This window comes from Alteromonas sp. V450, assembly GCF_001885075.1.
Classification (GTDB): domain Bacteria; phylum Pseudomonadota; class Gammaproteobacteria; order Enterobacterales; family Alteromonadaceae; genus Alteromonas.
Window position 1 is genome coordinate 4,154,210 of the sequence record NZ_MODU01000004.1, and the last position, 25,504, is coordinate 4,179,713.

At 45.2% G+C, this 25,504-nt stretch carries 17 protein-coding genes and 1 other RNA gene; 11 read left to right on the top strand and 7 right to left on the bottom strand.

Annotation, left to right across the window (positions count from 1 at the left end; translation table 11 throughout):
• The first annotated feature begins 5 nt into the window (after window positions 1-5).
• The 3 genes from secD (at window position 6) to rnpB (ending at window position 4,612) form a co-directional block, all read left to right on the top strand.
• On the top strand, window positions 6-2,582 hold the full coding sequence (gene secD / locus BK026_RS18385) for a protein translocase subunit SecD (protein ID WP_071817772.1): 2,577 nt from the start codon (window positions 6-8) through the stop codon (window positions 2,580-2,582).
• Between the two features lie 178 nt (window positions 2,583-2,760).
• Window positions 2,761-4,224, top strand: a complete 1,464-nt coding sequence (locus tag BK026_RS18390) for a potassium/proton antiporter (protein WP_071817234.1) — start codon at window positions 2,761-2,763, stop codon at window positions 4,222-4,224.
• A gap of 37 nt (window positions 4,225-4,261) precedes the next feature.
• Window positions 4,262-4,612: RNase P RNA component class A (rnpB, locus tag BK026_RS18395), an RNA gene on the top strand.
• A 140-nt stretch (window positions 4,613-4,752) separates the two neighbouring features.
• Here rnpB and BK026_RS18400 read toward each other — a convergent pair.
• Complete coding sequence (locus tag BK026_RS18400) at window positions 4,753-7,146, bottom strand: TonB-dependent receptor (RefSeq protein WP_071817235.1); 2,394 nt, start codon at window positions 7,144-7,146, stop codon at window positions 4,753-4,755.
• A 367-nt stretch (window positions 7,147-7,513) separates the two neighbouring features.
• Here BK026_RS18400 and BK026_RS18405 point away from each other — a divergent pair, with 367 nt between their 5' ends.
• Window positions 7,514-8,458, top strand: coding sequence for a DMT family transporter (locus tag BK026_RS18405; RefSeq protein WP_071817236.1), 945 nt, complete (start codon window positions 7,514-7,516; stop codon window positions 8,456-8,458).
• Window positions 8,459-8,485: 27 nt separating this feature from the next.
• Here BK026_RS18405 and BK026_RS18410 read toward each other — a convergent pair whose 3' ends face one another.
• The 3 genes from BK026_RS18410 to BK026_RS18420 are packed head-to-tail and all read right to left on the bottom strand — an operon-like array spanning window position 8,486 to window position 13,328.
• Complete coding sequence (locus tag BK026_RS18410) at window positions 8,486-9,250, bottom strand: ABC transporter substrate-binding protein (RefSeq protein ID WP_071817237.1); 765 nt, start codon at window positions 9,248-9,250, stop codon at window positions 8,486-8,488.
• Window positions 9,251-9,273: 23 nt separating this feature from the next.
• Complete coding sequence (locus tag BK026_RS18415; RefSeq protein ID WP_256253903.1) at window positions 9,274-12,105, bottom strand: ATP-binding protein; 2,832 nt, start codon at window positions 12,103-12,105, stop codon at window positions 9,274-9,276.
• Window positions 12,106-12,152: 47 nt separating this feature from the next.
• Window positions 12,153-13,328 carry an ABC transporter substrate-binding protein gene (locus tag BK026_RS18420; RefSeq protein WP_071817239.1) on the bottom strand — a complete coding sequence of 392 codons (1,176 nt, stop codon included), beginning with the start codon at window positions 13,326-13,328 and terminating at the stop codon, window positions 12,153-12,155.
• A 352-nt stretch (window positions 13,329-13,680) separates the two neighbouring features.
• On the opposite strand from BK026_RS18420, the gene BK026_RS18425 reads away from it, so the two are divergent.
• Window positions 13,681-14,184 (top strand): exonuclease domain-containing protein, encoded by a 504-nt coding sequence (locus tag BK026_RS18425; protein ID WP_083575125.1) that lies wholly within the window; start codon window positions 13,681-13,683, stop codon window positions 14,182-14,184.
• 3 nt (window positions 14,185-14,187) lie between these two features.
• Here the strand turns inward: BK026_RS18425 and BK026_RS18430 are convergent, their stop codons facing one another.
• The gene (locus tag BK026_RS18430; RefSeq protein ID WP_071817241.1) at window positions 14,188-14,676 is read right to left on the bottom strand and encodes a hypothetical protein; all 489 of its coding nucleotides are present in this window, start codon (window positions 14,674-14,676) and stop codon (window positions 14,188-14,190) included.
• A 162-nt stretch (window positions 14,677-14,838) separates the two neighbouring features.
• Here BK026_RS18430 and BK026_RS18435 point away from each other — a divergent pair, with 162 nt between their 5' ends.
• Window positions 14,839-15,360 carry a hypothetical protein gene (locus tag BK026_RS18435; RefSeq protein ID WP_143142145.1) on the top strand — a complete coding sequence of 174 codons (522 nt, stop codon included), beginning with the start codon at window positions 14,839-14,841 and terminating at the stop codon, window positions 15,358-15,360.
• Window positions 15,361-15,460: 100 nt separating this feature from the next.
• Here BK026_RS18435 and metK read toward each other — a convergent pair whose 3' ends face one another.
• Window positions 15,461-16,606, bottom strand: a complete 1,146-nt coding sequence (gene metK, locus BK026_RS18440; protein ID WP_071817243.1) for a methionine adenosyltransferase — start codon at window positions 16,604-16,606, stop codon at window positions 15,461-15,463.
• A 430-nt stretch (window positions 16,607-17,036) separates the two neighbouring features.
• On the opposite strand from metK, the gene tkt reads away from it, so the two are divergent.
• From tkt to BK026_RS18460, 4 genes are all read left to right on the top strand, one after another.
• Entirely contained in the window at window positions 17,037-19,028 is a 1,992-nt protein-coding gene (gene tkt, locus BK026_RS18445; protein WP_071817244.1) for a transketolase, read from the top strand.
• A gap of 18 nt (window positions 19,029-19,046) precedes the next feature.
• Window positions 19,047-20,057, top strand: a complete 1,011-nt coding sequence (gene epd / locus BK026_RS18450) for an erythrose-4-phosphate dehydrogenase (protein ID WP_071817245.1) — start codon at window positions 19,047-19,049, stop codon at window positions 20,055-20,057.
• 116 nt (window positions 20,058-20,173) lie between these two features.
• Complete coding sequence (locus BK026_RS18455; RefSeq protein ID WP_071817246.1) at window positions 20,174-21,349, top strand: phosphoglycerate kinase; 1,176 nt, start codon at window positions 20,174-20,176, stop codon at window positions 21,347-21,349.
• 323 nt (window positions 21,350-21,672) lie between these two features.
• Window positions 21,673-22,572 carry a fructose bisphosphate aldolase gene (locus BK026_RS18460; protein ID WP_071817247.1) on the top strand — a complete coding sequence of 300 codons (900 nt, stop codon included), beginning with the start codon at window positions 21,673-21,675 and terminating at the stop codon, window positions 22,570-22,572.
• Between the two features lie 53 nt (window positions 22,573-22,625).
• Here BK026_RS18460 and BK026_RS18465 read toward each other — a convergent pair whose 3' ends face one another.
• Window positions 22,626-22,973 (bottom strand): hypothetical protein, encoded by a 348-nt coding sequence (locus BK026_RS18465; RefSeq protein WP_256253904.1) that lies wholly within the window; start codon window positions 22,971-22,973, stop codon window positions 22,626-22,628.
• A 422-nt stretch (window positions 22,974-23,395) separates the two neighbouring features.
• On the opposite strand from BK026_RS18465, the gene BK026_RS18470 reads away from it, so the two are divergent.
• Window positions 23,396-25,408 carry a S9 family peptidase gene (locus BK026_RS18470; RefSeq protein WP_143142170.1) on the top strand — a complete coding sequence of 671 codons (2,013 nt, stop codon included), beginning with the start codon at window positions 23,396-23,398 and terminating at the stop codon, window positions 25,406-25,408.
• Window positions 25,409-25,504: the final 96 nt, after the last annotated feature.

The following is a 25,504-nucleotide window of genomic DNA, read 5'->3' on the forward strand; positions in this document are numbered from 1 at the left end:
TCAAAATGGCACGATTTTCATTTCGTGGCTTTGTGTATGTGCTCATCGTTATGCTTGGTTTACTGAGCGCTGCGCCCAACATACTGCCACAATCAATTAAACAGCAGCTACCTACATGGTACACCACTTCCACGCTATCTTTAGGCTTAGACTTACAAGGTGGTTCGCACCTGTTATTAGCCGCAGACACCAACGCCCTGTTTGAAAAGCAGCTCAACAGCTTTTCGAGTGACTTGCTTAGCGACTTGCGAAGTCAAAACGTGCGCTATTCAAAAACATCTCATTCACTTACCCATAAAGCGGGAAGCGACAGTAGTCAAGGTAGCGTTGTCTTTACGTTGCGTAATACAGATGATGCGAGAAAGGTAAAAGACGCCGCATATCAAATTTCTGCTCAGCCAAATGGAACAAGCGCACTTGATGTAGAGATAAAGCAAAGCACCGTTACCCTTACGCTTAACGAGCTATATACCGAACAACTGGTTAAAGACACGTTAAGTCGAAGTGTTGAAGTAGTTCGAAAGCGTTTGAACGAAACGGGGCTTAATGAGCCTAGTGTTACGCTACAAGGTAAAGACGCCATTTTAGTTCAAATGCCGGGTATGTCTGACCCCACTCAAGTTAAAAAATTATTGGGCACTACCGCACAAATGACCTTTCACTGGGCCGCGAACAGCCAGTCTGAGCAGGTAATGAATAAGCAAGATGCAGCAGGTAATACCTATCGCTTAGAGCAAAAAGTGGCGCTAGAAGGTGAGCATATTACTGATGCAGCAGGTGTCTTAAGTGGTGAAAATGGCCAGCCAGTAGTGACGTTCCGATTAGACAGCGCAGGTGCCAAGCAGTTTGCTACTATGACCCGTGACAACATCGGCCGCGTGCTTGCCATTGTACTTGACGATAAAGTGGTTACCGCCCCCGTCATCAATAGCGTGATCCCAGGTGGTCGTGGTGAAATAACCGGTAACTTTACGTTGCCCGAGGCGGGTAATACCGCATTAATGCTTCGCACTGGTGCGCTACCTGTGCCACTTACCATTATAGAAGAACGCACGGTTGGGCCCGATTTAGGCAGCGATGCCATTCAAACCGGAGTGGAAAGCGGCGTGGCAGGGGCGTTACTGGTATTGGCATTTATGGTGGCGATTTACGGCAGGTGGGGCGCTATCGCAAGTTTTGCTCTGTGTATCAACATGGCACTGGTGTTTGGCGCATTAACCCTGTTTGGCGCAACACTGACGTTACCGGGTATTGCAGGTTTGATCCTGACCATGGGCATGGCGGTCGATGCGAACATTTTGATTAATGAACGTATTCGTGAAGAAAGTAAAAAAGGTCGTCCGGCAGCCAGTGCAATAGAAGTGGGTTTTGATAAAGCATTCGCGACTATTGTGGATTCAAACTTCACCACACTAATAGCGGTAAGTTTGTTGTTTATGTTTGGTAGCGGCCCCATTAAGGGCTTCGCCATTACTATTGCCCTTGGTTTAGTGTCCTCGGTATTTACTGCTGTAGCCTTAACTAAAATGTTAATGCTAAGAGTAGTTAAGTCGAAGCAAAAGAATACGCAAGATCGCGCGCAGCAGCGCGTTCCTTTGCGCTTTTCATCTCCACTTTTACGGTTAAGTGATAAGCTGAGCGGTATCAATTTTCTGGCAAAACGGAAAATTGCACTCGCTGTTTCGGTAGTGCTAACCGTGCTTTCAATCGGCTTGTTTGCTAAGCCTGGCTTACATTACGGCGTCGACTTTACCGGTGGTACTATGGTTGAGCTGACCGCACCAGCTCTTACTACCGATGAGCTAAGGAACGTGATTGAAAGTAATGGCTTTGATCAGATAGCTATTCAAGAATATGGCAGTGAACATCACTATTTATTGCGAGCCCCTGTTTTAGAAAGCAGTGGTGAGCTTGAAAATAGTAATGCAAAACAGACTGACGCCCTAAAACGAGCGATTTCGCAAGCTGACAGCGAGGTCAGTTTCGATAAAATTGATATGGTTGGACCCAAAGTCAGCGGGGGCTTTGCCGAGCTATCTATTCTAGCATTGCTAATTGCCGGTGGCGGTATGCTTGTGTACCTGTGGGCACGCTTTGAAGCGCATTTTGCAACTGCGGCACTACTTACGGTACTACTCGATTTAACCAAAACTATTGGCTTTTTCGCGCTTACAGGCATTGAATTTAACTTAACGGCTGTTGCGGCACTATTAGCACTCATTGGTTACTCAATAAACGATAAGGTGGTGGTGCTTGATCGCATCCGCGAACTATTGCGTTTAGATCCCAACAAGCCATTGGCAGATACCATTAATGAGGCCGTGAACAGCACGTTAAGCCGCACGGTTTTTACCTCGGTAACTACGCTGCTAGCGCTGCTTCCTATGGCTATTTTTGGTGGTGATGCAGTAGAAAGTTTTGCAGTGCCTATGGTCTTTGCTGTCGTAATTGGCACGTCTTCAACCTTGTTTATTACCTCCACTTTGCTGTATTTATTGGGAAGTAGACGAGAGAAGCAAGGTAAAGCGCAGCTAAAGCCCACTGCAGAAGAGATTAAGGCTTCGTTGTCGCACATCCCTTAGGCGGCACAAGTTCCTTAACCTTTATGTCTTAGCGCGTTTTTGTCTTTCAATACCCTTTGTATCTCAATACTTTGACACAAAAACGCGATAAGGTAGCAGTATTAACAGGAATCCTTGATGCGTGCACGCATAACGCTATATTTTGCGTGTGAGCATCAAGGGCAATAAGGAACGTATAATGTTTGCAGTTGATCACATTATTTTACTTAGCGCAGTGCTGGCCATCTTAGGTGTGCTGGCCAGTAAGCTATCTCCGCGCTTTGGCGTACCTGTATTGGTGCTATTCCTTGGTGTAGGTATGCTGGCTGGTGAAGATGGGATTGGCCGAATCTTCTTTGATAATGCCGATGCCGCCCATGCTATAGGTACATTTGCTCTCATCCTTATTCTATTTGATGGCGGTCTTCAAACATCTAAAAAGTCTATAATTCAAGCGTGGAAGCCAGCGGCTTTGCTCGCCACCTTTGGTGTAGTGGGCACGGCAGTGCTCACTGGCGTGGCGGCAATGATTATCCTCGATTTACCGCTTTATAAAGGCTTATTGCTTGGCGCTATTGTGGGGTCAACTGATGCAGCTGCGGTATTTTCGGTTTTGCGTAATGCCGGTATACGCATTTCCGCTAAGATAAAGTCGACGCTGGAACTGGAAAGTGCGTCGAACGACCCTATGGCTATATTCCTCACTATTGGTCTTATTACGCTTATTCAAGACAGCACCACTAAGCCAGTTGACTTACTTTCGCTGTTTGCCAGTCAAATGGGAGTGGGGGCGATAGTGGGCCTTGCCATTGGCGGTATTGCAGTATGGCTTTTCAGACGCGTCACCTTAATGGCGATAGGTTTGTATCCCGTTTTTGTGATGTTATTTGGTGTATTGTCTTTTGGCCTTGCTGCGAATTTAAATGGCAGCGGCTTTCTCGCTACCTTTATTACGGGGGTTATCGTGGGTAACAGTCGCTTTGCGTATCAGCGTAATACCTTTGTGTTTCTCGACGGGCTGGCATGGTTGGGGCAAATTGCCATGTTTGTTATCTTAGGTTTGTTGGTAACGCCCACCGAGCTGTTTGTTAATTGGAAAGAAGGCCTTTTAATTGCGTTTGTGCTTATTTTTATTGCACGTCCGCTGGTGGTTATGCCTATTTTGTTGCTCTCAAATTTCTCGTTCAAAGCATCATTGCTCATATCATGGGTAGGGTTGCGCGGTTCAGTGCCAATTATCTTGGCTATTTTCCCGCTGATATTCGGTATGCCTTACGCAGAGCTAATTTTCAATGTGGTGTTTTTTATTGTTCTGATCTCAGCCCTGTTACAGGGCTCAACCTTGCCCTACGCGGCGCGCAAGTTAGGCTTAGTGCTAAAAGATGAAGTAAAGGAATCGAGCACGCTGGAAATTGTGAAAGTTGCCAAAAGTAAACGAGAGCTTATAGAAATAGAAGTTTCTAAGTTATCACCGGCGCTAGATAAAACTATCAGTGAATTATCGCTTCCTGACAATACTGTAGTGGCGATGATTGCCCGTGGTGAAGAAACCCTTATACCCAAAGGAAGCACTAAGATAGAAACGGGTGATCAGATTTTTATTATCACAAAACTGCTCGATAAAAGCGCCGTTGAGCAATGCTTTTACAACGAGCAGGAATAGGGTGCTATTGTAGGGCACTTCATGTAGAATGCGCCGCGGAGTTGGCCAGGCAATCGCCGCTTTCGTAAGAAAGGGGAGGAAAGTCCGGGCTCCAAAGGGCAGGGTGCCAGATAACGTCTGGGCGGCGTGAGCCGACGACAAGTGCAGCAGAGAGAAGACCGCCTAAGCATGTTTACATGCCGGTAAGGCTGAAAGGGTGCGGTAAGAGCGCACCGCACCTCTGGTAACAGAGTGTGGCAAGGTAAACTCCACCCGGAGCAAGACCAAATAGGATCCCTCAACGTGTGGCCCGCATGGGGATCGGGTAGGTTGCTTGAATCAGTGAGCGATTGCTGATCTAGAGGAATGGTTGCCCACGACAGAACCCGGCTTACGGCCAACTCCACTCTTTTCTTAAATAGCTTTTTAAAGCGTGTTTATTGTGCCGCTAATAGATGAGACTTTTCCTAAAGTAGGCGAGGGCTATTCCTGTAGCAGGTGAGGCCTCTACCTGAAAGTAAACCCTCAGGCAGAGACATTTATCGCGCGTTACTGGAAGAAGTAGCGGAACGTTGCGCCTACTGTGCGAGGCTGGTTTACCGTAAATCCAAGTCGAGCACGTCCACCACGTTCTCTATCAAACGAAAGCTGTGCGTTTTCATCAAACAGGTTGTTGGCGTATAGCAAGATTTCGTAGTCATCGTAGGTAAGACCAAAGCTCATGTTCATTGTGCCGTAGTCGTCTAGCAACAAATCTAACTCTGTTGTTTCTGTACCGGTTGCACCACCAAAGGCAAGTCCTGAAGTGAATATACCTGCACCTGCAACTTGGTCACTAGGTTGTGTAATACGGTCACCTACATACTGGTAAGAACCTTGGAAGTAGGTGCTGTTTGACGAGAATAAAGGCTGCGCTAAATCGTAGGTAAATGAGATAGCGAAGCTTTCTTCTGGTACTGACGCCAAACGGTTGCCATCTTCAACGCCACCTAGCACCGCACCATCACCATCAACAACGGTTGAATCGAACTCAGCTTCGATGATGCTACCGGTCAATGAGAAAAAGAGCTGGTCGGTAAACTGACGTGTAAGTTCAAACTCAATACCTTGGGTATGCGCTTCAGGTACGTTAAATGACACACGTGACGAGCAAGAACCGGCATCCAATGTAACCTGAAGATCCTCAATATCGTTATAGAAAGCTGAAACGTTTGCTGTCCAGCCCCGTCCTGACGACTTCATGCCTATCTCATAGTTAGTTAGCTTTTCATCGTCATAGTCTTGGAACGAACCAAAGATGGCTTCGTCTTGGTCGGTACACAAGCTTCTATTCAGCGGGTCATTTACACCACCAAGCCTAAAGCCTTGCGATACTTGGGCATTTAAATTCACGTTTTCGTTAAGGCTATACTGACCAATTACGCGTGATGTGAAGCCGTCTGATTCTGTGGAATCAGTTTGGTTGTCGCCATTAGCAAATAAGCCGCCGGAAATAAATTGACGCTCTTCTTCATAATCGTAAAAGCGAGAGCCCACGGTCATCTTGAAGTCATCGTTAACTTGATAGTTCACTTCACCAAACACAGCAAGCTGCTTTAAGTCATAAGGCAAGTAGGCGTTGTACGGCGAATCGGCTTCAAAGCCATTGGCAACCGCTGCTGACGTGCCTTCACCTAATGTAGCATCTGTAAATGCGTCATACCCTGGAGTTGGAAGGGATTGATCGTAAACCCGTTCAGTTGAAGAGTAGAAAGCGCCAACTAACCAGTCTAGTGCGCCATCGTCATTAGACGCGGCGCGAAGCTCAAAGGTATCTTGCTCTACTTCCGTTCTGTCTAATAAGTTCGACGGTAATAGTACGGCTTCATCAGGAAAACCTAAGTCGATACTTACTGAGCCCGAAAGCGCGCTGGCATCGCGACTTACAAGAATATCTCGGTCGGTATAGCTATAAACAAAGGTAAAGTCGGCAACATCAGCTTGATATTCAGCGGTTACATCAGCTATCAAGGTTTCATCAGTAAACCCTTCCTCAAGCAACAGATACTGTTCGCGCTCACCTAATTGAATAGCAGGGCGTGTCGTGGTGTAAGGGTTTGCAAACACGTTATAGACTTCTTCTCTGTTAAACCCGTTCATCTCGAGTTCTTGGTAGATCAGTCTTGGCGTTATGGTGAGTTTATCATTAGGTGCGATAATAAATGCTACTCGTCCGCCAGTTCTGTCACCGTCATTAACGTCTTCGTTAAACGCGCCATTTTCACCTAACGCATCAATAAAGCCCGCGTAATCAGTGCGGTAGACCACCGCGCGCATAGCAACTGTATCTGAGATTGGTACGTTCACCATACCTTTTACATGACCGCCCACACCGCCGTCTGTCACACTATTAAGGTTAGCTTCAAACTTACCTTCAAATGTGTCTAATTCAGGCTGGTTGGTAATGTAACGAAGGGTTCCGCCGATAGAGCCAGATCCGAAAAGTGTACCCTGCGGTCCACGTAGAGTTTCTATGCGGTTAAGATCAAAAAGGTCGAGATCTGGGGTAAACAGCGATAGCGAAATAACGCTTTCATCAAGATAGACGCCTACTTGCTCTTTAACGCCAGGTTGGTCACGCACTATTTGCCCTGCCGATACGCCACGCATAGAAACCTGGCTTTGGCCTGGCCCCAAATTTTGAATAGAGACGCTTGCCACATTTCTAGCTACATCTTCTAAGTTCCCCGCGCCGCTGCGTTCAAAGTCTCGCTGCGTTTGCGCGTTAATTGAAAAAGGAATGTCTTCAATGGATTCAGCGCGCTTTGTAGCCGTTACTATAATCTGCTCAAAGTTATCGTCATCCGCTTGTTGTGTGTCCTGTGCAATTGCACCAGAGCTAAGCAGCCCCATTACCGCAATACTAAGCGTGCTTCGTCTAAACGATTTTTCTAATGTAAACATAAGTCCATCCAGGTTGGTTGTTTCTATTTTGTTATCAGGCAAGAGCGTAATGTGGCAAAAAAATGCAGGTATTTCTAGGTACTGTGAAATAAATATTTCTACTTTAGTATAAAAGAATGTATCTCATTCCTCGTGTTAATGGCGTGTTAATTTTTTGGCCTGCTTGGAATGTGCGTCTAAAAAGTCAAAAGAAGCGTCTATCTGGCTAATTACAAACCAAATATTCTCAGTATGATCACAGCAAGATTAAGTTACCCGTTGAGCTACACTTTACCTCTTTCATTAGAATTAGTATGAGGGATGCGTAGATAAATAAAACTTTATCGGGCCTTGGCAATAAAAGAAAAAGCGAAGTGAGAGAAGCGTAGTGGTTAAAGAAATAAGTGCAAATGATTCGTTCAAAGGTGCCTTGGCAATCATTATTGCAAGTTTTTTATGGGGAACGACAGGCACGGCAGCACAGTTCGCACCAGATATCAGCCCTTTAGCTATCGGCGCTTTTGCGATGGGAGTAGGCGGTGTGCTGCTGTGTGTAAATGCGCGAAGAACGTTGATAAAAGACATACGTATTCTTTTGGCTGCGCCTTTGACCTTTTTATTTGGTAGTGCCTGTGTTGCCATTTATCCACTAGCTTTCTACAGTTCCATGCGGCTGTCTGGCGTAGCAATTGGAACCGTAGTGTCCATCGCCAGTGCTCCTTTGTTCGCTGCGCTATTAGAGTACTTTGTAACCAAAAAGCCCGTGTCTTTAAGGTGGTTTATTAGCTTCGTTTTCGGCGCATTGGGAATTGGTTTATTAGCCGTGGGCAAATCACAGAGCACGCTCGAACTCACATCACCTCAAAGCGATCACATGTATGGTGTAGCATTAGGCCTATTTGCGGGTTTAACTTATGCAGGGTATTCATGGGCAGCGAAGCAACATATTGACGCGGGCGCGCACTCAAAATCAGCCATGGCGGGATTGTTTGGCTGTGCGGCAATTGTTTTATTGCCTTCCCTTTGGTTTACAGGGCAGAACATGTTCGCTAATGCTATCAACACTGGCGTTTCACTTTACATGGCTGTAGTACCTATGTTCTTGGGTTATTTGCTGTTTGGATATGGACTTCGCACTACAGAAGCCAGCAAAGCCACGCTTATTACGCTAATAGAACCGCTGGTTGCAACCCTTTTTGCTGTTTTCTTAATTGGCGAAGCATTTAGACCCGTGGGGTGGGTCGGCATGATGCTAGTGTGTTTGTGTCTTTTAATCCAATCGATAAAAATCCCTTTTGCTTTAAAGGGCCATGAGCGAGAGGTAACGACGTAACTTCGACACCGGAAAAACGCGTGTCGCTTATAATAAAAGATCAGAATACTTGTTAAGTATTCTATCAATTTCCCCTGTTTTTTTTAGTTCAGCAATTGCGCGGTTAATGTCGGGGAGCTTATCTTTATGTCGATTGTGAACACGCAAAGCCATTTTTCCAGCAGTATGGATGGGGCCCATTGTGATGTCTACGTTGTGTATTGAAGACCAGTAACGCGCCGCTGCTTCTTCCATTATGATGACGTCTATCCTTTTCATGCCGAGGGCTAAGATAAGGTTGCTCTCAGCTTGAAAGTCCATTCTGACGAACTTATCTGAATCAAAATACACATAGCCAGAAATCATCCCAACGGTTTTACCGTAGATAGAGGCTATAGTGTGGTATTGACTGTGATTTTCAGGCAGAGTTATAAAGTATTCAGTGATGTCTATAATTGGGGCTGAAAAAGTGAAGTCGCCCGCGGGTTCATCTTGAGACAACCAGCCTGGACTGAAAAAGTCGAAATCGAGAGCGCCTGTTTTAAATGCAAGCATGGCACGTTTGGTAGAAAGCATGACTTTTTCTGTCTTAATACCTGCTCTATCCATTATAAGCGGAAGGATCTCCACGAGGATCCCGGCCCTATCTTTGTCGACAGCATTTTCGTAAGGGATAGAGCTGCCTGATGTTCCGAGGTTGTATCGAAGTACTTCATCGGCAGTTGCGACACTGCAAAAAAGCGATATGCTCACTAACAAGATTAAGGAAAAAACTTTTTGTATGTGAAGGACTAATCTTGCTAAGGCGTTCACTCAAGAAGCTCCTCTATACTAAATTAATGAACCGCGCTTTCTTCACGGTTTCTTTCAATACTTGCCCAGTGCTCCACCTTATCAATAAGGTCAACGGCATCGAAAGGCTTACTTAAATAATCGTCCATTCCGGCGTTAACACAGCGCTCCTTATCACCTTTCATTGCATTAGCAGTGAGCGCAATAATGGGAACATTAACGTATCGTTCTCCTGCTTCACCCGACCGAATACGTTTGGTGGCTTCGAATCCATCCATATCTGGCATCTGGCAATCCATAAGTATGACATCGAACGTTACCTTCATTTTGCTGAGAGCCTGTAACGCTTCAACCCCTGATTTAGCACTCAGTGTAGTGTGTGCGGACAAGTGTTGTTTTACGATGATTTGGTTTATATCGTTGTCCTCGACTATGAGGACCTTATGTTTTTTCTTCTCTCCACTGTCATTTTTTAATGCTTTAGTGACAGTCGTTAGCTGTGATTCATCAGCTTCGCTTAACATAACCCTAAACGTGAATGTGCTGCCTTTATCTTTATCACTTTTAAGTTCAATATTGCCGCCCATCAATTCACACAGCTGTTTACTAATCGATAGGCCAAGGCCAGTGCCGCCGAATTTACGTGTTGTAGAGAGGTCTTCTTGAGTAAACACATCAAAAATAGTGTCTTGCTTTTCTTGCGCGATACCAATGCCAGTATCTTTTACGCTGCATGACAGAATGAGCTTTCCATTGGGCAATTTTTCAATTTTTGTTGTAACGTCTATGCTGCCAGCGTCAGTGAATTTGACAGCGTTACCAAGCAAATTAGACAAAATTTGTCGGAACCTGACATCGTCTCCTTGCACAACGTGATAATCTTGCAGATCGAAGTGAAAATGCAGAGCTAACCCTTTCTCTTGGCACAACACGGCGTATTGACTTTGCAAGTTTTCTAACGACTCAAGAATATCAAAAGCGCTTTCTTCAATTTGCAGTTGGCCCGCCTCAATTTTAGAGAAGTCTAATATGTCATTGACGATATGGAGAAGCCCCTGGATACTGAACTTTGCAAGAGATAAGTAATGCTTTTGACCGTCGTCTAGCTTTGAATCTGCCAGTAACTGCAGTACACCAGATATTCCATGGATAGGTGTTCTTATTTCATGACTCATACTGGCGAGAAAGCTAGACTTCAAGCGGGCAGATTCCTCAGCTTTGTGTTTAGCTTCTTGCAAAAATAGCTCTGTTTGCCGCTGTTGAGTAACGTCTTGCTGGAATCCGATATAGTGTGTCACTTCACCATTAATTTTTACCGGCGTTAAGTTTAGGCGGTTGTAAAACGTGCCGCCATCTTTGGAATAATTTAGTAACGTCGTTTCGATAGGTTCCCGATTATTTATGGCGTGCCGTATCGCCTCTACTGAAGCTCTGTCGGTATCATCACCTTGCATAGTGCGGCAATTATGGCCAATGATTTCCTCTCGGGTATACCCTGTCAGTGCTTCAAACGCATTGTTCACATAAATAATAGGCTGCCCGGGCTTCGTAATGTCTGAAATTATTATTGATACTGTTGCTTCATCTATAGCGTGAGAGAGAATTTTAATATGACTCTCAAGTGAGCGTTGCTTTGTTTCATCGCTTCCCACGTAAACATTTCCGCGCACGTTGCCATTTGCATCCGATAGTTGGGTCTTCGACCAGCGAACAAATTTATCTTGTCCCGTGGACACCGAAAAATGGGTGAGCTCACAGTGTTCTTTTGAAGCCAGTTGTCGAGTGATGTGCTTGAGGATGCTCTCTCTTTCCGTATATTGGTCGTTGCTAAAGTCATCAAAGCGTTTATTCGAAAGTATCGTTCGATTATTTTTGTCGACGACGACTAACATATCGCCCATCGACTCCAATACATTTGAAAATTGTTCATTTGATAGAGAGACCTCGGTGAGGTCCCAAAGAAGCTTATCAAAAGCCTTGCGTATATCGAGTAGCTCTTTAGCTTCGAAAGCCCTGAGTTTTCTCGGTTTCTCGGGGCGACTATTCAGCTTGTTTTCAATATCGTCAAATAATGTAGAAAGGGTGTTTTCTGCTAGCGTTCCTGTCATTTTTATCATGTGAAGTGTGATAAAAACAAAGCCGGCTATCATGCATAGAAGTACAACGCCCGTCCATGCAATCTCGCGATATGTTGTAACGGTAGGTTTTACGCTATACAAAACTAGGTTTTGCCACGCGGACTGCTTCAATGAATAACCACTATCGTCAAATGCATTTATGGATGATTGCGGTGCAATTAGTTCCGGCTGACTGCTAAAAAGGACATTCCCACTTTCGTCTGTTACCACTTGTTTCGTTAGGCGAGGAAAGGGGGCAAGCAGAGACTGCAAACTATCTACATACATTACCAACGCTCCTTCAGCTACGCCTTGCAGTAACACTGGTACGCTGATTAATACACCATACTGAGAAACAGAGGAAAATGCGTTAGAAGAGCCCAAGGTTTGTTGCCGCCATGTTGTGTCGAGCGAGGCGGGAAGATTGGCATTCCAGTTTTTGTTGATAATTTGCTGACCAGCAAAGTCGAAAAGCGCAAACTCGACGCTATTAGCTTGCGTTAAGTTCAGCGAACGGAAGAACATTGGTAAGTAATTGTCTCGCTGGCTAATGTCAACAAAGGAGTTAATGATTATATCGTTCGCTGCGAGGTCGGCGAGTTGGCGGGTAGTATCGTCAACTATAAATTTTAAATCCTGCTCTAAGCCCTCTATCGATTCTTGCTGTAAATCATCGGTTTGTTTAATAATAAAATGAAGTGACAGGGCGAGCAGAACGGTCGAAAACACTACGACTAAAACAGCCAGCCTAGGTAGCATATTTGATATGAGAAGCCTTCGTAACCTTTTAGGTTGCTTTTCCATGCTTACTGGCCCGACGTGACCAATTGGCCTTTTTTGTTAAATGTTGTCATAAAATAATCCTTTGACCAGAGCGCATCATGCCTGTCTTTTGTAAACGGTGGAGCGTACGTCTTCACTGCGCCCTCAAATGTTTCAAGTGACTCTAGAGCTCTGCGTAGTGCATCGATTTCTATACTACCTGCTTTATCGGCAGCCGTCGCGATTAAATGAACCAAATCATACGCATGTGCTAGACCCGTTACCCCTTCAATTGCATTGGGTTCTACCAAGCCGTATTGACTCACATAACGCTCATAAAGATGCTTCGCTCTATCATTCTTTTGATGATTAAAATGAAAGGTTTGTAAAACCGCGATGTCATATTGATCGATGGGTGTTGTTAGCCGTTCGGTAAGCTGGCCGGATGCAATGCCCCAATGCGAAATGATGGGAAGGTCTAGCAGCATGTGATTATTCATTTCTTCAAGTACCACAGCCGCTTCAGGAACATTAGTGACTAATATAATGCCATCAACCGCTGCGTCCTTGATGGCGTTAATATCCTCTGAAAAATGCTTTTGTTGCCAGTTTATCCAGTGAACGCCTTTAATCTCTATGCCGATTTCTTTTGCTGATTTTTGGAGTGATTCAAGGTTAGAACGCCCCCAACCAGTGCGCTCTAATACAAGTGCAACGCTACGTAGATTTTTTTCAGCCGCATGCTTAAGCAAAACCTTTGCGGCTTCAGCATCACGCACTGAAATACGAAAAACATTGTTAGGAGACATTCCATTGTCAATGATGGGGGTACCCGCAGCCCAAGGGACTAGCATTAAAATGTCCTTCTTGTGTATTGTTTCTATTTCCTCTAACAATACTGGTGTGTGGACACCGCCAACAACGGCAAGGAGATTTTCATTCTCGGCTAGCTGATTGAGATGATGTATACCACGAGCAGGGTTACCGCGATGGTCTTTAACCACAACCCTTACAGGTCTTCCTAAAATTCCACCCGATGCATTGATTTCTTCCGCTGCAAGTTCTACGCCTCTGGTTATCGCTACACCTCCTTCAACAGCTACTGCTGATAAGTCTGCATCAACACCTATAACTAGCGGCGTTGATTCTGCGCTCACTTGAAACGGTGCAAGGCATAACAATGCTGTAAATAACGAAAATAGAAGACCAAGTGAACGCATAGCAAGCAAACCTCAAGTGAATACCCTTAAAGTTTATAATAATGCGTTGCAGGTTTTTGAATTTGGATCTTGTTCTTTAGTCTAATTTTTGCGAAGTAAGCACGTTGCCATCCGTAGACATGGCAGGCAAAAATGTTTCGACCCAGGTCGTGTGATTTTGTTTGTAAAAATTAAGTTGCAGATTGGCACGATTCTACCATTGCTACGTAATACTTATATTTTGAAGCGTTACAAAAAAACGCTCACTTAGCGCGGTATCTCACTAGCGACGAACGTGCTTAAGATCTGAAAAGCGATACAACTGTGAATAGACTCTGCTGTTCTTACTGGTGTTTACGATGTTGGAGAACTGGTGCATAAAATAAAAATGCCATCAATTATTGATGTTGAAGCTAGCGGCTTTGGCGCCGCGAGTTATCCTATTGAAATAGGTGTTGTGCGCTATGATGGTGCAAAATGGTGCAAACTACTTAGGCCTCTGGATGATTGGACCCACTGGGATGTAAAAGCAGAACATTTGCACGGCATAACGCGAGAGATGTTGCAGTCAAGAGGTGAAGCACCTGCGGTGGTCTGTAAAGAGCTGAATAACTTTTTGGGTAATACAGTGGTATATAGTGATGGATGGGTAGTCGATCATCCATGGCTTATAAAGCTATTTGCATCAGTACAAATGGATATGTCATTCAGTTGTCGCGCACTCGAGTACATCTTGACCGAAGAGCAAATGGCGAAATGGCATGATGAAAAACAGAAAATTTCAGAGTGCTATAATACCAAACGACACCGCGCTAGTTCGGATGCCTTTATCATTCAGAAAACATTTTGCGCAACCCAGCAATACACAGAAAAGTGAGAACTAAAACACGTATTGTACGCCCAATGAAAGTGCAGTGTTTTCTTGCTCTCCCACCTCACGGCGTTCTAATTCAACCGCCATATTAAGACCACTATTGCCTCCGAGCAGCCAACCTAAGCGAGTAAAGGTGCCCACGTCATCAGGGATATATAACCACTCTGCGTAGTGAAGAATAGCGGTGTTGTTCGTTTTGTATACGGCATAAACGCGATTAGGGATACGCGTGTCGAATTGCCTACTTGCACTCATGACGCTTTGTGAGCCAGCGGGATAAGAATAGCTGTTGTCATAAATGTAGGCTTCGGTAGATGTTCTTTGCCGAAAGTCACTCATTATTCGCCAGTTTGCAATTTTTTCGCTTTTATAGGTTATTGGCCCATAGTTTGTGCCTAACACCCTTTCAAACTCTGCTGTTTGTGCTTGCAACGAACTTGCGAATAACGCCAATCCAATTACAAGGGTATAAATAATGCGATAGGCTATCTGCATGGAGAGTATCTCAAGTGAATGTTATCCCTACGTGAACCAACTGTATGAACAGTCGACTACTTTTTAAGCATAGCTGTAAAAAATAGATCATCAAAAGAAACTTGATGAAATTTTAATTCATGAGCTAGCTTTAACGAAAGTGCTTTTTTCTGTTGGAAACGGATGATGAAAGTTGAAGGGGAATTGGCTCGTAAATTTTTGGTGTCCTATGTACCAGAAGGGTTATTGGAAATTAGAAGCCCTGTGCTGGTTCGCCATGGTTACCTTACAAGCGACGCTGAGAGATATATCTGCGTATGCGACGAAGGTGGCAGTTATAGCATGACAATAAACCAAGGCATCGGTGGAAGGCGAAAGCACACGACCATTGCCCTTAGCGATTCACAATTTAGCGACTTGTGGCCACTCACGTCACATATGCAGGTTGAGAAAGAGCGATATCGAATTGCGTTTTTTGGCGACCAACTGCTCATTGATGTTTTCAAAAAAAGCCTAGCGCCATTAACGATGTTGGAGGTGCAATTTGATAATGAGATCAGCTGTCGACAGTTTTTACCCCCTGACTTTGCTGATATTGAGGTTTCTCATTATCGGGAATACACCAGTATGTCACTCGCGAAGTTTGGGTTACCAGACATGATGAACACGCATACGCGCGAAAATACGCCGGTATTTTCGGTGTGATACTGGGTAACACAATGCTCGCAGATTGAAGTTAACTGCTCTCCTAGAAAAAAGCCGCCAGATAAACTCTCTAGCGGCTTTGTTTAGGTGTGAGGAATTGCTAAATTGATGCTTTTAATGCAGCAGCTTTATCTGTCGCTTCCCATGGAAATTCGTCACGACCAAAGTGACCGTATGCAGCCGTTGGTCGATAGATAGGACGCTCAAGGTCAAGCATTTGAATAAGTCCGTAAGGACGTAAATCGAAGTGTTCGCGCACAAGAGCAACCAGTGTTTTTTCGTCCACTACGCCAGTACCAAAGGTATCGATGCTGATAGACGTCGGCTCTGCCACACCGATGGCGTAAGACACTTGGATTTCGCAGCGCTTAGCAAGACCTGCTGCAACAATGTTTTTTGCAACGTAGCGACCCGCGTATGCTGCGCTGCGGTCTACTTTCGATGGATCTTTTCCAGAGAATGCGCCACCGCCGTGTCTGGCCATACCACCGTACGTGTCCACAATTATTTTACGACCTGTTAAGCCGCAGTCGCCCATTGGGCCACCGATAACAAATCGACCTGTTGGGTTAATGTGAAAGCGCGTATTTCCATCAATCCATTCGCTAGGCAGTACTGGCTTAATGATTTCTTCCATGACCGCTTCGCGAACTGTTTCAGTGCTCACTGAATCACAGTGCTGGGTTGAAAGTACAACCGCGTCGATGCCCACAGGCTTGTCGTTTTCATATTTGAAAGTAATTTGGCTTTTAGCATCTGGGCGTAACCAATCTAGTTTGCCAGACTTACGCACTTCGGCTTGCTTTTGTACAAGGCGGTGAGAATAAGTGATTGGCGCTGGCATTAGTACGTCAGTTTCGTCGCTTGCATATCCGAACATCAGGCCTTGGTCACCTGCACCTTGTTCTTCTAGGCTTGCGCGGTCAACACCCTGGTTGATATCAGGAGACTGTTTACCAATTGCATTTAATACAGCGCATGAGTCAGCGTCAAAGCCCATATCTGAATGCGTATAGCCAATTTCTTTAACTGTTTTTCGGGTAAGCTCTTCAATATCTACCCATGCAGAGGTGGTCACTTCACCTCCAACTAAAACCATACCGGTTTTTACATACGTTTCGCAGGCCACCCGAGCGCGAGGGTCTTGTTCTAAAATAGCGTCAAGAACCGCATCTGAGATCTGATCAGCAATTTTGTCCGGATGTCCTTCAGACACTGACTCGGATGTGAATAAATGCGTGGCCATATATGCTCCGTAAGCGTTAAATTACCAAAATAGTCGTATATTGTACTAAAACAAGTTATAAATACCAGTCTTTACTTCTAGACGTCTAAAAGTCTTATCGTTACGAATTGTTGACACAATCTGATCACTTATACCTTGTTATAGGTTGTCGTTAGTGTTGTAACTCACATCGTTATTAAGAAACGAAGTGCTAGATGTAATTGTTTTTACTGCAAATGGAATACGTAGTTATTAAGGTATAGACCATTTTTTACTATGACTTTCACTATTGGCAATGAAAACCCATTGAACTGTAAGGTGGCATAGGTAAGAATAACGCCACATTCATTCGTATGAAGAAGTAGAGCGAACGCCTTACCTCTAGGTTCGTCTAGCTTGCCTAGCCCGCTAAGATACGAAACAAAAGATACAAAATAAATCAGGAGACAACATGCCCTCTCGTCGTGAACTCGCCAATGCAATCCGTGCATTAAGCATGGATGCCGTTCAACAAGCTAAATCTGGTCACCCAGGTGCCCCAATGGGGATGGCTGATATCGCACAGGTACTATGGGGTGATTTCTTATCACATAACCCTGCAAACCCATCTTGGGCTAACCGCGATCGCTTTGTGCTTTCAAATGGTCACGGCTCAATGTTGTTGTACTCTCTTCTTCACCTTTCAGGCTATGAACTGCCAATTGAAGAGTTAAAGAACTTCCGTCAATTGCATTCAAAAACGCCAGGCCATCCAGAATATGGTTATGCGCCAGGCGTTGAAACCACCACTGGCCCGCTAGGTCAGGGCATCAGTAACGCAGTGGGTATGGCGCTTGCCGAGAAAGTGTTAGCGGCACAGTTCAACAAAGACGGTCACAATATTGTTGATCACTACACTTACGCGTTCTTAGGCGACGGCTGCTTAATGGAAGGTATCTCACACGAGACATGTTCACTCGCCGGCACGCTAGGCCTTGGTAAGCTTATCGCGTTTTGGGATGACAACGGCATTTCAATTGATGGTGAAGTAGAAGGCTGGTTCACTGACGATACACCAGCACGCTTTAAGAGCTATGGTTGGGAAGTGATTGATGGCGTTGACGGTCACGATGCAGAGCAAGTAAAAGCCGCCATTGAAAAGGCGCAAGCGAATACGGCGCAGCCTACGCTTATTTGTTGTAAAACTACCATTGGTTTTGGCTCGCCTAATAAAGAAGGTACCGAGTCTTGTCACGGCGCGCCGCTAGGTGAAGACGAAATTGTTGCCACTCGCGAAAAGCTTGGCTGGAGCCATGGCGCGTTTGAAATACCAGACGACATTTATGCGGGTTGGGACGGCAAAGACAAAGGTTCAAAAGCAGAGAGCGCATGGAATGAAGCCTTCGCTGCCTATGAAGCCGCTTACCCTGAGCTTGCAGCAGAATTCAAACGTCGTGTTAATGGTGAACTACCTGCAGATTTCAGCGACAAAGCAGATGCTATTATTGCTGAGCTTCAAGCTAACCCACAAAATATCGCGTCACGTAAAGCGTCGCAAAATGCACTGAACGCGTTTGGTCCTCTACTTCCTGAGCTACTAGGCGGCTCTGCCGACCTTGCGGGTTCTAACCTTACCATTTGGGAAGGCAGCAAAGGTGTTGAAGCGAATGACGCATCAGGTAACTACATCTATTACGGTGTACGTGAATTTGGTATGTCTGCCATGATGAACGGTATTGCCCTTCACGGTGGCTTTAAAGCATACGGTGCAACCTTCCTAATGTTTATGGAATATGCGCGCAACGCGGTACGTATGGCAGCGCTAATGAAGCAGCCTGCAATTTTCGTTTACACCCACGATTCAATCGGTCTAGGTGAAGACGGCCCAACGCATCAGCCGGTAGAGCAGGTGGTTGCGCTACGTGCAACGCCTAACCTTGATAACTGGCGTCCTTGTGATCAGGTTGAGTCTGCTGTGTCGTGGAAGTCTGCCATTGAGCGCACTGACGGCCCAACAACGCTAATCTTCACGCGTCAAGGCTTAGCGCAGCAAGAGCGTACGGCTGACCAAGTGGCTAACATTGCCAAAGGCGGTTACGTACTTAAAGACTGTGAAGGTACGCCAGAGCTTATTCTTATTGGTACCGGTTCTGAGGTTCAGCTAGCCGTTGAAGCCGCAGCGAAACTAACCGAGCAAGGCAAAGCCGTTCGCGTGGTATCTATGCCATCAACTGACGTATTTGACCGTCAGTCTGCTGACTACCGTGAAAGCGTATTGCCTTCTAGCGTTGTTAAACGCGTTGCGGTTGAAGCGCTGTCTAAAGATAGCTGGTACAAGTACGTTGGCTTTAATGGCGCTATTGTAGGCATGGACACCTTTGGTGAATCTGCACCTGCCGGCGACCTGTTCAAGCACTTCAACATTACCACTGACGCTGTAGTAGAGGCTGCACTGTCTCTGTAAGAGGTAATAGATAAGCCTATGGTAAATATTGCCATAAATGGGTTTGGTCGCATTGGTCGCAACGTGTTGCGCGCGCTGTATGAAAGTGGGCGCAACAACGAATTTAACGTGGTGGCCATTAACGACATTGCTAAACCCGAAGGCATAGCACATTTACTTAAATACGATACCGCCCACGGGCGGTTCCGTTTTGATGTGGCCTTAAAAAACAACACGCTTAATGTGGCAGGCGACGATATTACACTGCTCGCGATAAGCGACATAAAAGACCTTCCGTGGAAAGACTTAGGCGTTGATATTGTGCTTGAGTGTACGGGGAAATTTGATGACAGGGCATCGGGGCAAGCGCATTTAGATGCAGGTGCTGGTAAAGTGCTTTTCTCGTCACCTGGAACACCCGATTTAGACAATACGGTTATTTTTGGTACCAACGAAGACACGTTGACCAGTGAACAAAAATTAGTCTCTAACGGCTCTTGCACCACAAACTGCATTGTTCCTGTTATTCAAGCGCTAGATACCGCGTTTGGTGTTGAAAGTGGTACGATCACAACCATTCACGCCTCTATGCACGACCAGCAAGTTATCGACGCCTATCACGAAGATTTGCGCAGAACGCGCGCTGCAAGTCAGTCGATTATTCCCGTTGATACACGCCTTGCTGCCGGTATTGAGCGCATTTTGCCTAAGTTTGCGGGTAAGTTTGAAGCCATTGCGGTTCGCGTACCTACTATTAATGTTACTGCTATGGATTTAAGCGTAACGCTTCAATCTAAGGTAACGATTGAGCAAGTAAACCAAGCCCTTCGCAATGCAAAAGCGGGGCGTTTACAGGGCATTTTGGATTACACCGAAGAGCCTTTGGTGTCGGTAGATTTCAATCACGACCCTCACTCGTGTATTGTAGATGGCACACAAACAAGAGTTAGTCACAAACAACTGGTTAAAACACTAGTGTGGTGTGACAACGAATGGGGTTTTGCAAACCGTATGCTCGATACCGCAAAAGTGATGTTCGACGCAAAATAAAGCATAGATGCTGCCAAGGGTTGGTGGCACCAGCCCGCGCAGCTTTCACCGTTAATTTGAGCGTGTTTTATTATTACAACGCGCTCTACTGAATTGAAATTAACTTAGGAAAGACGATGGCAATTCCAAGCATGAACGATATGGCCCTTAAAGGTCAGCGCGTATTAATTAGACAAGACTTAAACGTGCCGGTAAAAGACGGCAAAGTAACTTCTGATGCGCGTATCAAAGCATCTATCCCTACGATTAAAGCTGCCCTTGATGCAGGTGCGGCTGTTATGGTGATGTCTCACCTTGGCCGTCCTACTGGGGGCGAGCCTGCTGATGAATTTTCTCTTCAACCTGTTGTTGATTATCTTAACAACGCTCTAGATGTGCCGGTAAAGCTAGTAAAAGATTACCTGGACGGTGTTGAACTTAGCGAAGGTGAGCTCGTCATTCTTGAAAACGTACGCTTTAACAACGGCGAAAAGAAAGACGATGAAACGTTAGCAAAACAGTACGCAGCACTTTGCGATATTTTTGTAATGGATGCCTTCGGTACTGCTCACCGTGCACAAGCGTCTACCCACGGCGTTGCCAAATTTGCACCAAAAGCCTGCGCTGGCCCACTACTTGCGGCAGAGTTAGATGCATTAGGTAAAGCATTGGATAACCCTAAGCGCCCAATGGTTGCCATTGTTGGTGGCTCTAAAGTATCAACAAAGTTGACTGTGCTAAAAACGCTGGCTGAAAAAGTTGACCAGCTTATTGTTGGTGGCGGTATTGCCAACACTTTCATTGCTGCTCAAGGCCATAATGTGGGTAAGTCACTAGTAGAGATGGACCTTACCGAGCAAGCCACGCAGCTTATGAATGAAGCGCAGGCGAATGGCGGTAATATTCCAGTGCCAACAGATGTGGTCGTTGGCAAAGCGTTTGATGAAAATACCGAAGCGACGCTTAAACTTGTCAGTGACGTTGCCGACGACGATATGATTTTTGATATTGGTCCAGATTCTTCAAAAGCGTTAGAAGATATCATCAAAAACGCGGGTACTATTGTATGGAATGGCCCTGTAGGTGTATTTGAATTTGAACAGTTCAGTGCGGGTACAAAGGCGCTGTCTGAGGCGATTGCGGCTAGCGACGCATTCTCAATTGCAGGTGGCGGTGATACACTAGCGGCAGTTGATAAATACGGCATTGCCGATAAGGTTTCTTATATCTCAACAGGTGGCGGCGCGTTCCTTGAGTTTTTGGAAGGCAAAACATTACCTGCGGTAGCGGTACTAGAAGAAAAAAACAAATAAGCCTAAATGCTGCACATCAACGCAGCGTCGTATAGCGCTTGCGAGCCCGTATAAGCTCACGCAAGCGAAGGCCTAGTACAAATGTTACCCCAAAACGCGTCACGCTCAGTAACAGCACTTTTTGAGCGTGACGATTTGATCGGAAACGATTACACCTGCGATACAGTGACGTGCGCAGGCATAAATACCACGTTTATTACAGACATGTTTACTTAAGATACTGAACTTCCGTGTCTGAGAAAAACAGGTCTTTAATAAGATTGGTATAACAATAAACCCTACACCTGCCTGTTAAGGCAGTAACACACAAAAGGAGTGTTGCAATGGCATCACAAGCTCAGCAGGCAATGCTGGATAAACTGAAGACGCAAACCGGTTTTATTGCAGCGTTAGATCAAAGCGGCGGTAGTACCCCTAAAGCGTTGCGCTTATATGGCATTGAAGAGTCTGAATACAGCTCAGACGAAGAGATGTTCAACCTTGTTCACGAAATGCGTACGCGTATTATCACCAGCACCCCTTTTAGCGGCGAGCGCGTTCTTGGCGCAATTTTGTTTGAAAATACCCTTGATAGAGAAATTGAAGGTATGTCTTCTGCCCATTTTTTGTGGCAGAAAAAGCGTGTTATTCCTTTTTTAAAAGTGGATAAAGGGTTGGCAGAAGAAAGCAATGGCGTGCAGGTAATGAAGCCAATGCCAGGTCTTGATGCACTACTTGCCAAAGCAGTAGCGCAAGATGTATTTGGTACTAAGATGCGCAGCGTTGTTAAGCTTGCGAACCATCAAGGCATTAAAGATGTTGTTGCTCAGCAATTTGAAGTGGGCAAACAGATTTTAGCCGCTGGCCTTGTTCCTATTATCGAGCCAGAGGTTGACATACACAGCCCGCAAAAAGCTGAAGCTGAGGCGCTTCTTAAATTAGAGATCCTAACGCAGCTAAACCTTCTAAACGAAGGCCAGGAAGTGATGCTCAAGCTAACGCTGCCCACAGAAGCTAATTTCTATAAAGAGCTTGTAGACCACCCTCGCGTACTTAAAGTGGTTGCGCTTTCTGGCGGCTATAGTCGTGAAGAGGCGAATGCTAAGTTAGCGGAAAACCAAGGTATGATTGCAAGCTTCTCTCGCGCCTTGACGCAAGGCGTGTCTGCCAAACAATCTCAAGAAGAGTTTGATGCAACGCTTGACGAGGCCATTGAAGGTATTTATCAAGCGTCAAAAGCCTAATGTTGGTCTAAAAACGCATAAAAAAGAGAGTGCAAAGCGCGCTCTCTTTTTCATCACGCTGAAAAGTCAAACCGCTCAAAGAACCGTTGGGCCTCTGCTTTGTCAAAGCTATACCCTTTTTCGCGTAACGCGTCTAATGCCAAATCTACTGATTCATAAAATTGAAAAGGCACATCAGCTGCTTCATAACAATCAGAAACTTGCTGTTTTGTAGTAAGCATTATATCGGTATCTAAGATAACAACGGCGAGAAACGATAAACCACGCGCCTTGCGAATACGCGTGTGTTTTACAAAAATATTGAAAGCAGAAGGTGGCATTAAGCTTTCGCCATATAAGCAGCTAATTTGTGCCCAGCGAGTATCATGAGGAAATCTGGAAATATCTTCCGATAACTTCATTACCCCATTCCTAAGTGTTTCTTCATTCCACGGCCCTCTCGCAGAAAAAAATAACACGTGGCCATTAGTACTTGACTCAAACTCTCCATGTGGACGATTCATATAACAATATCAACAATGAGTTGTATTTAAACGGTAGCACCGCGAATAGATGATGCAACTATACATTGGATGAAATTTTAGTGATTTAGTTTTAATTTGGTGTGATTAATCGTTTGCACAGGGCGCTTCACCGCTTTGAGAAGATGCGCAGAATTTATCCAGTAATATATAAATCTAGGGCTTAGAAATAATCAAAAACAATAATGTTAAGGTAAATTATGATTGCTAATCAGAATGATGGCCTCCCTACAAATGGGTATAGGCAGGGGTTATGGACTTTCTTGTGTTGCCTCGGACTTTTGGCCTTCCCTATTTACGTTATGGCTGCGGCGCAATCTGGCGTTGACGATACGCGTCACTTTTTTAAGGCAGAAGATATTTTCGATTTGGAATACGTGAGCGAAGTTCAGGTGTCACCAAACGGGAGAACTATTGCGTACGTGCGTCGTTCAAACGACATCATGTCGGACAGTAGTAGAGCGAACGTCTGGCTAGCATCGGTTGATGGGAAGTCACACCGCCCCTTACTTTCATCGAAAAAGAGTTACTATTCTATTCGCTGGTCACCAGACGGCAGCCGTTTGGCCTACCTTTCTAACGAAGAAGGTAAACCGCAATTGTATGTGCGTTGGATGGATACAGGGCAAACGGCACTCGTAACAAATGTCACTTCAAACCCAAGCAACATTACTTGGTCTCCTGATGGTAAACATATTGCATTTACAATGAGCGTGGACGCAAAGGAAAAGCCGCTCGATGTTAAAATGCCCAAAAAGCCAGACGGTGCTAAGTGGTCTCCAAGCTTTCAATACATCACCAAAGCACGCTATCAAGCAGACGGACGAGGCGTGCTAGAACCCGCTTATACCCATATTTTCGTGGTGCCGTCAGACGGTGGTACGGCCCGCCAACTCACTTCAGGTAATTACCATCACAATGGCAGTCTAAGCTTTTCTCCTAATGGGGATAAGATTTTCTTTTCTGCAAATCGCAGTGATAACTGGGAGTATGAACCTGTTGAGGGAGATATATATTCAGTTGATATGAAAGGGAATATCACACAGCTGACTAACGAGAAAGGCCTTGAGTCATCGCCCGTGGTGTCGCCTGACGGTAAACATATTGCTTATGCACATCGCGATGATGAAAAGGTGATGTACAAAAATAGCTATCTGTATGTAATGAAAAGTGACGGGAGCGGCGCTCAAAACTTAACACAAGACATAGATAACTCTGTGTCTAATTTTCACTGGAAAGACAACAAACGTATCTATTTTCAGCAGTCGGTTCGCGGTTTAGCGCAGGTAAATGAAGTGTCTTTGTCGGGCAAAGTGAAGACGGTAGCCGGTGGTTTAGGTGGAACAACACTAGGGCGTCCTTATGTGTTTGCAACCTATCATGCAGTTGGCGATGTTGTGGCGTACACTAAAGGACGGACCGATCGACCCGCCGATTTGTTCGTTACCGCGGGCAAAGAGCGTCAGCTAACGGCACTCAATGAAGACGTTTTAGGTCATAAGCAACTTGGTGAGGTGAAAGAAATTGTTTATCAATCTTCTATTGATGGCGAAGAAATCCAAGGCTGGTATATTCTACCGCCAAACTATGATAGCGCAAAAAAGTACCCACTTATTCTGGAAATCCATGGCGGGCCAAACCTAGCTTATGGTCCCGTTTTTACTGCTGAGCTTCAGCGCATGGCAGCAGAAGGTTATGTGGTGTTTTACGATAACCACAGAGGCAGCACCGGTTATGGCGAACGCTTTGCGTTACTGTTGCAAGGAAAGTACAGCTCAGAATATGACTTTTCTGATCACATGTCAGGCGTTGATACCCTGATTGAAAAAGGGATAGCCGATCCAGAGCGCTTATTTATTACAGGTGGTTCAGCAGGGGGGATTGCTTCTGCTTACGCTATTGGTCTGACTAATCGATTTAAAGCAGCAGTGGTTGCTAAACCTGTTATTAACTGGTTGTCGAAAGTACTGACTGCTGATTCTGGGCTATACCAAATTCCGTTTCAGTTTCCTGGTAAACCTTGGGATAACGTTGAGCACTATTGGAAGCGCTCCCCGCTATCGCTAGTAGGGAATGTTACAACGCCAACCATGCTAATCACGGGAGTAGAGGACAAGCGCACACCAATGTCGGAAACCGAGCAATTTTATCAAGCACTTAAACTTCAAAAAGTCGACAGTGTATTAGTAAAAGTACCAGGTTCATCACACGGAATTGCATCAAAGCCTTCTCGAATGGTGGCTAAAATTGAAAATATTCTGGCCTGGTTCAAGAAATATGATGACAAAGCACTTAATGCTGATACGGCTAGATAATTACTCACCAAGCATACGTAAAATGTTTGTAATCGCAGGGTGTTACCTTAGGTATTGTGGTTTTACCTCAAGGTGACACAGCAAACAACACGGGCA

What these genes read in the sequence shown, in the direction of transcription:
- BK026_RS18415 (WP_256253903.1), bottom strand. Translation starts at nt 12,105, where the DNA reads ATGCTACCTAGGCTGGCTGTTTTAGTCGTAGTGTTTTCGACCGTTCTG.
- BK026_RS18430 (WP_071817241.1), bottom strand. Translation starts at nt 14,676, where the DNA reads ATGCAGATAGCCTATCGCATTATTTATACCCTTGTAATTGGATTGGCG.
- BK026_RS18465 (WP_256253904.1), bottom strand. Translation starts at nt 22,973, where the DNA reads ATGAAGTTATCGGAAGATATTTCCAGATTTCCTCATGATACTCGCTGG.
- BK026_RS18455 (WP_071817246.1), top strand. Translation starts at nt 20,174, where the DNA reads ATGGCAATTCCAAGCATGAACGATATGGCCCTTAAAGGTCAGCGCGTA.
- BK026_RS18435 (WP_143142145.1), top strand. Translation starts at nt 14,839, where the DNA reads ATGATGAAAGTTGAAGGGGAATTGGCTCGTAAATTTTTGGTGTCCTAT.
- epd (WP_071817245.1), top strand. Translation starts at nt 19,047, where the DNA reads ATGGTAAATATTGCCATAAATGGGTTTGGTCGCATTGGTCGCAACGTG.
- BK026_RS18460 (WP_071817247.1), top strand. Translation starts at nt 21,673, where the DNA reads ATGGCATCACAAGCTCAGCAGGCAATGCTGGATAAACTGAAGACGCAA.
- BK026_RS18390 (WP_071817234.1), top strand. Translation starts at nt 2,761, where the DNA reads ATGTTTGCAGTTGATCACATTATTTTACTTAGCGCAGTGCTGGCCATC.
- tkt (WP_071817244.1), top strand. Translation starts at nt 17,037, where the DNA reads ATGCCCTCTCGTCGTGAACTCGCCAATGCAATCCGTGCATTAAGCATG.
- BK026_RS18470 (WP_143142170.1), top strand. Translation starts at nt 23,396, where the DNA reads ATGGCTGCGGCGCAATCTGGCGTTGACGATACGCGTCACTTTTTTAAG.
- metK (WP_071817243.1), bottom strand. Translation starts at nt 16,606, where the DNA reads ATGGCCACGCATTTATTCACATCCGAGTCAGTGTCTGAAGGACATCCG.
- BK026_RS18420 (WP_071817239.1), bottom strand. Translation starts at nt 13,328, where the DNA reads ATGCGTTCACTTGGTCTTCTATTTTCGTTATTTACAGCATTGTTATGC.
- BK026_RS18400 (WP_071817235.1), bottom strand. Translation starts at nt 7,146, where the DNA reads ATGTTTACATTAGAAAAATCGTTTAGACGAAGCACGCTTAGTATTGCG.
- secD (WP_071817772.1), top strand. Translation starts at nt 6, where the DNA reads ATGGCACGATTTTCATTTCGTGGCTTTGTGTATGTGCTCATCGTTATG.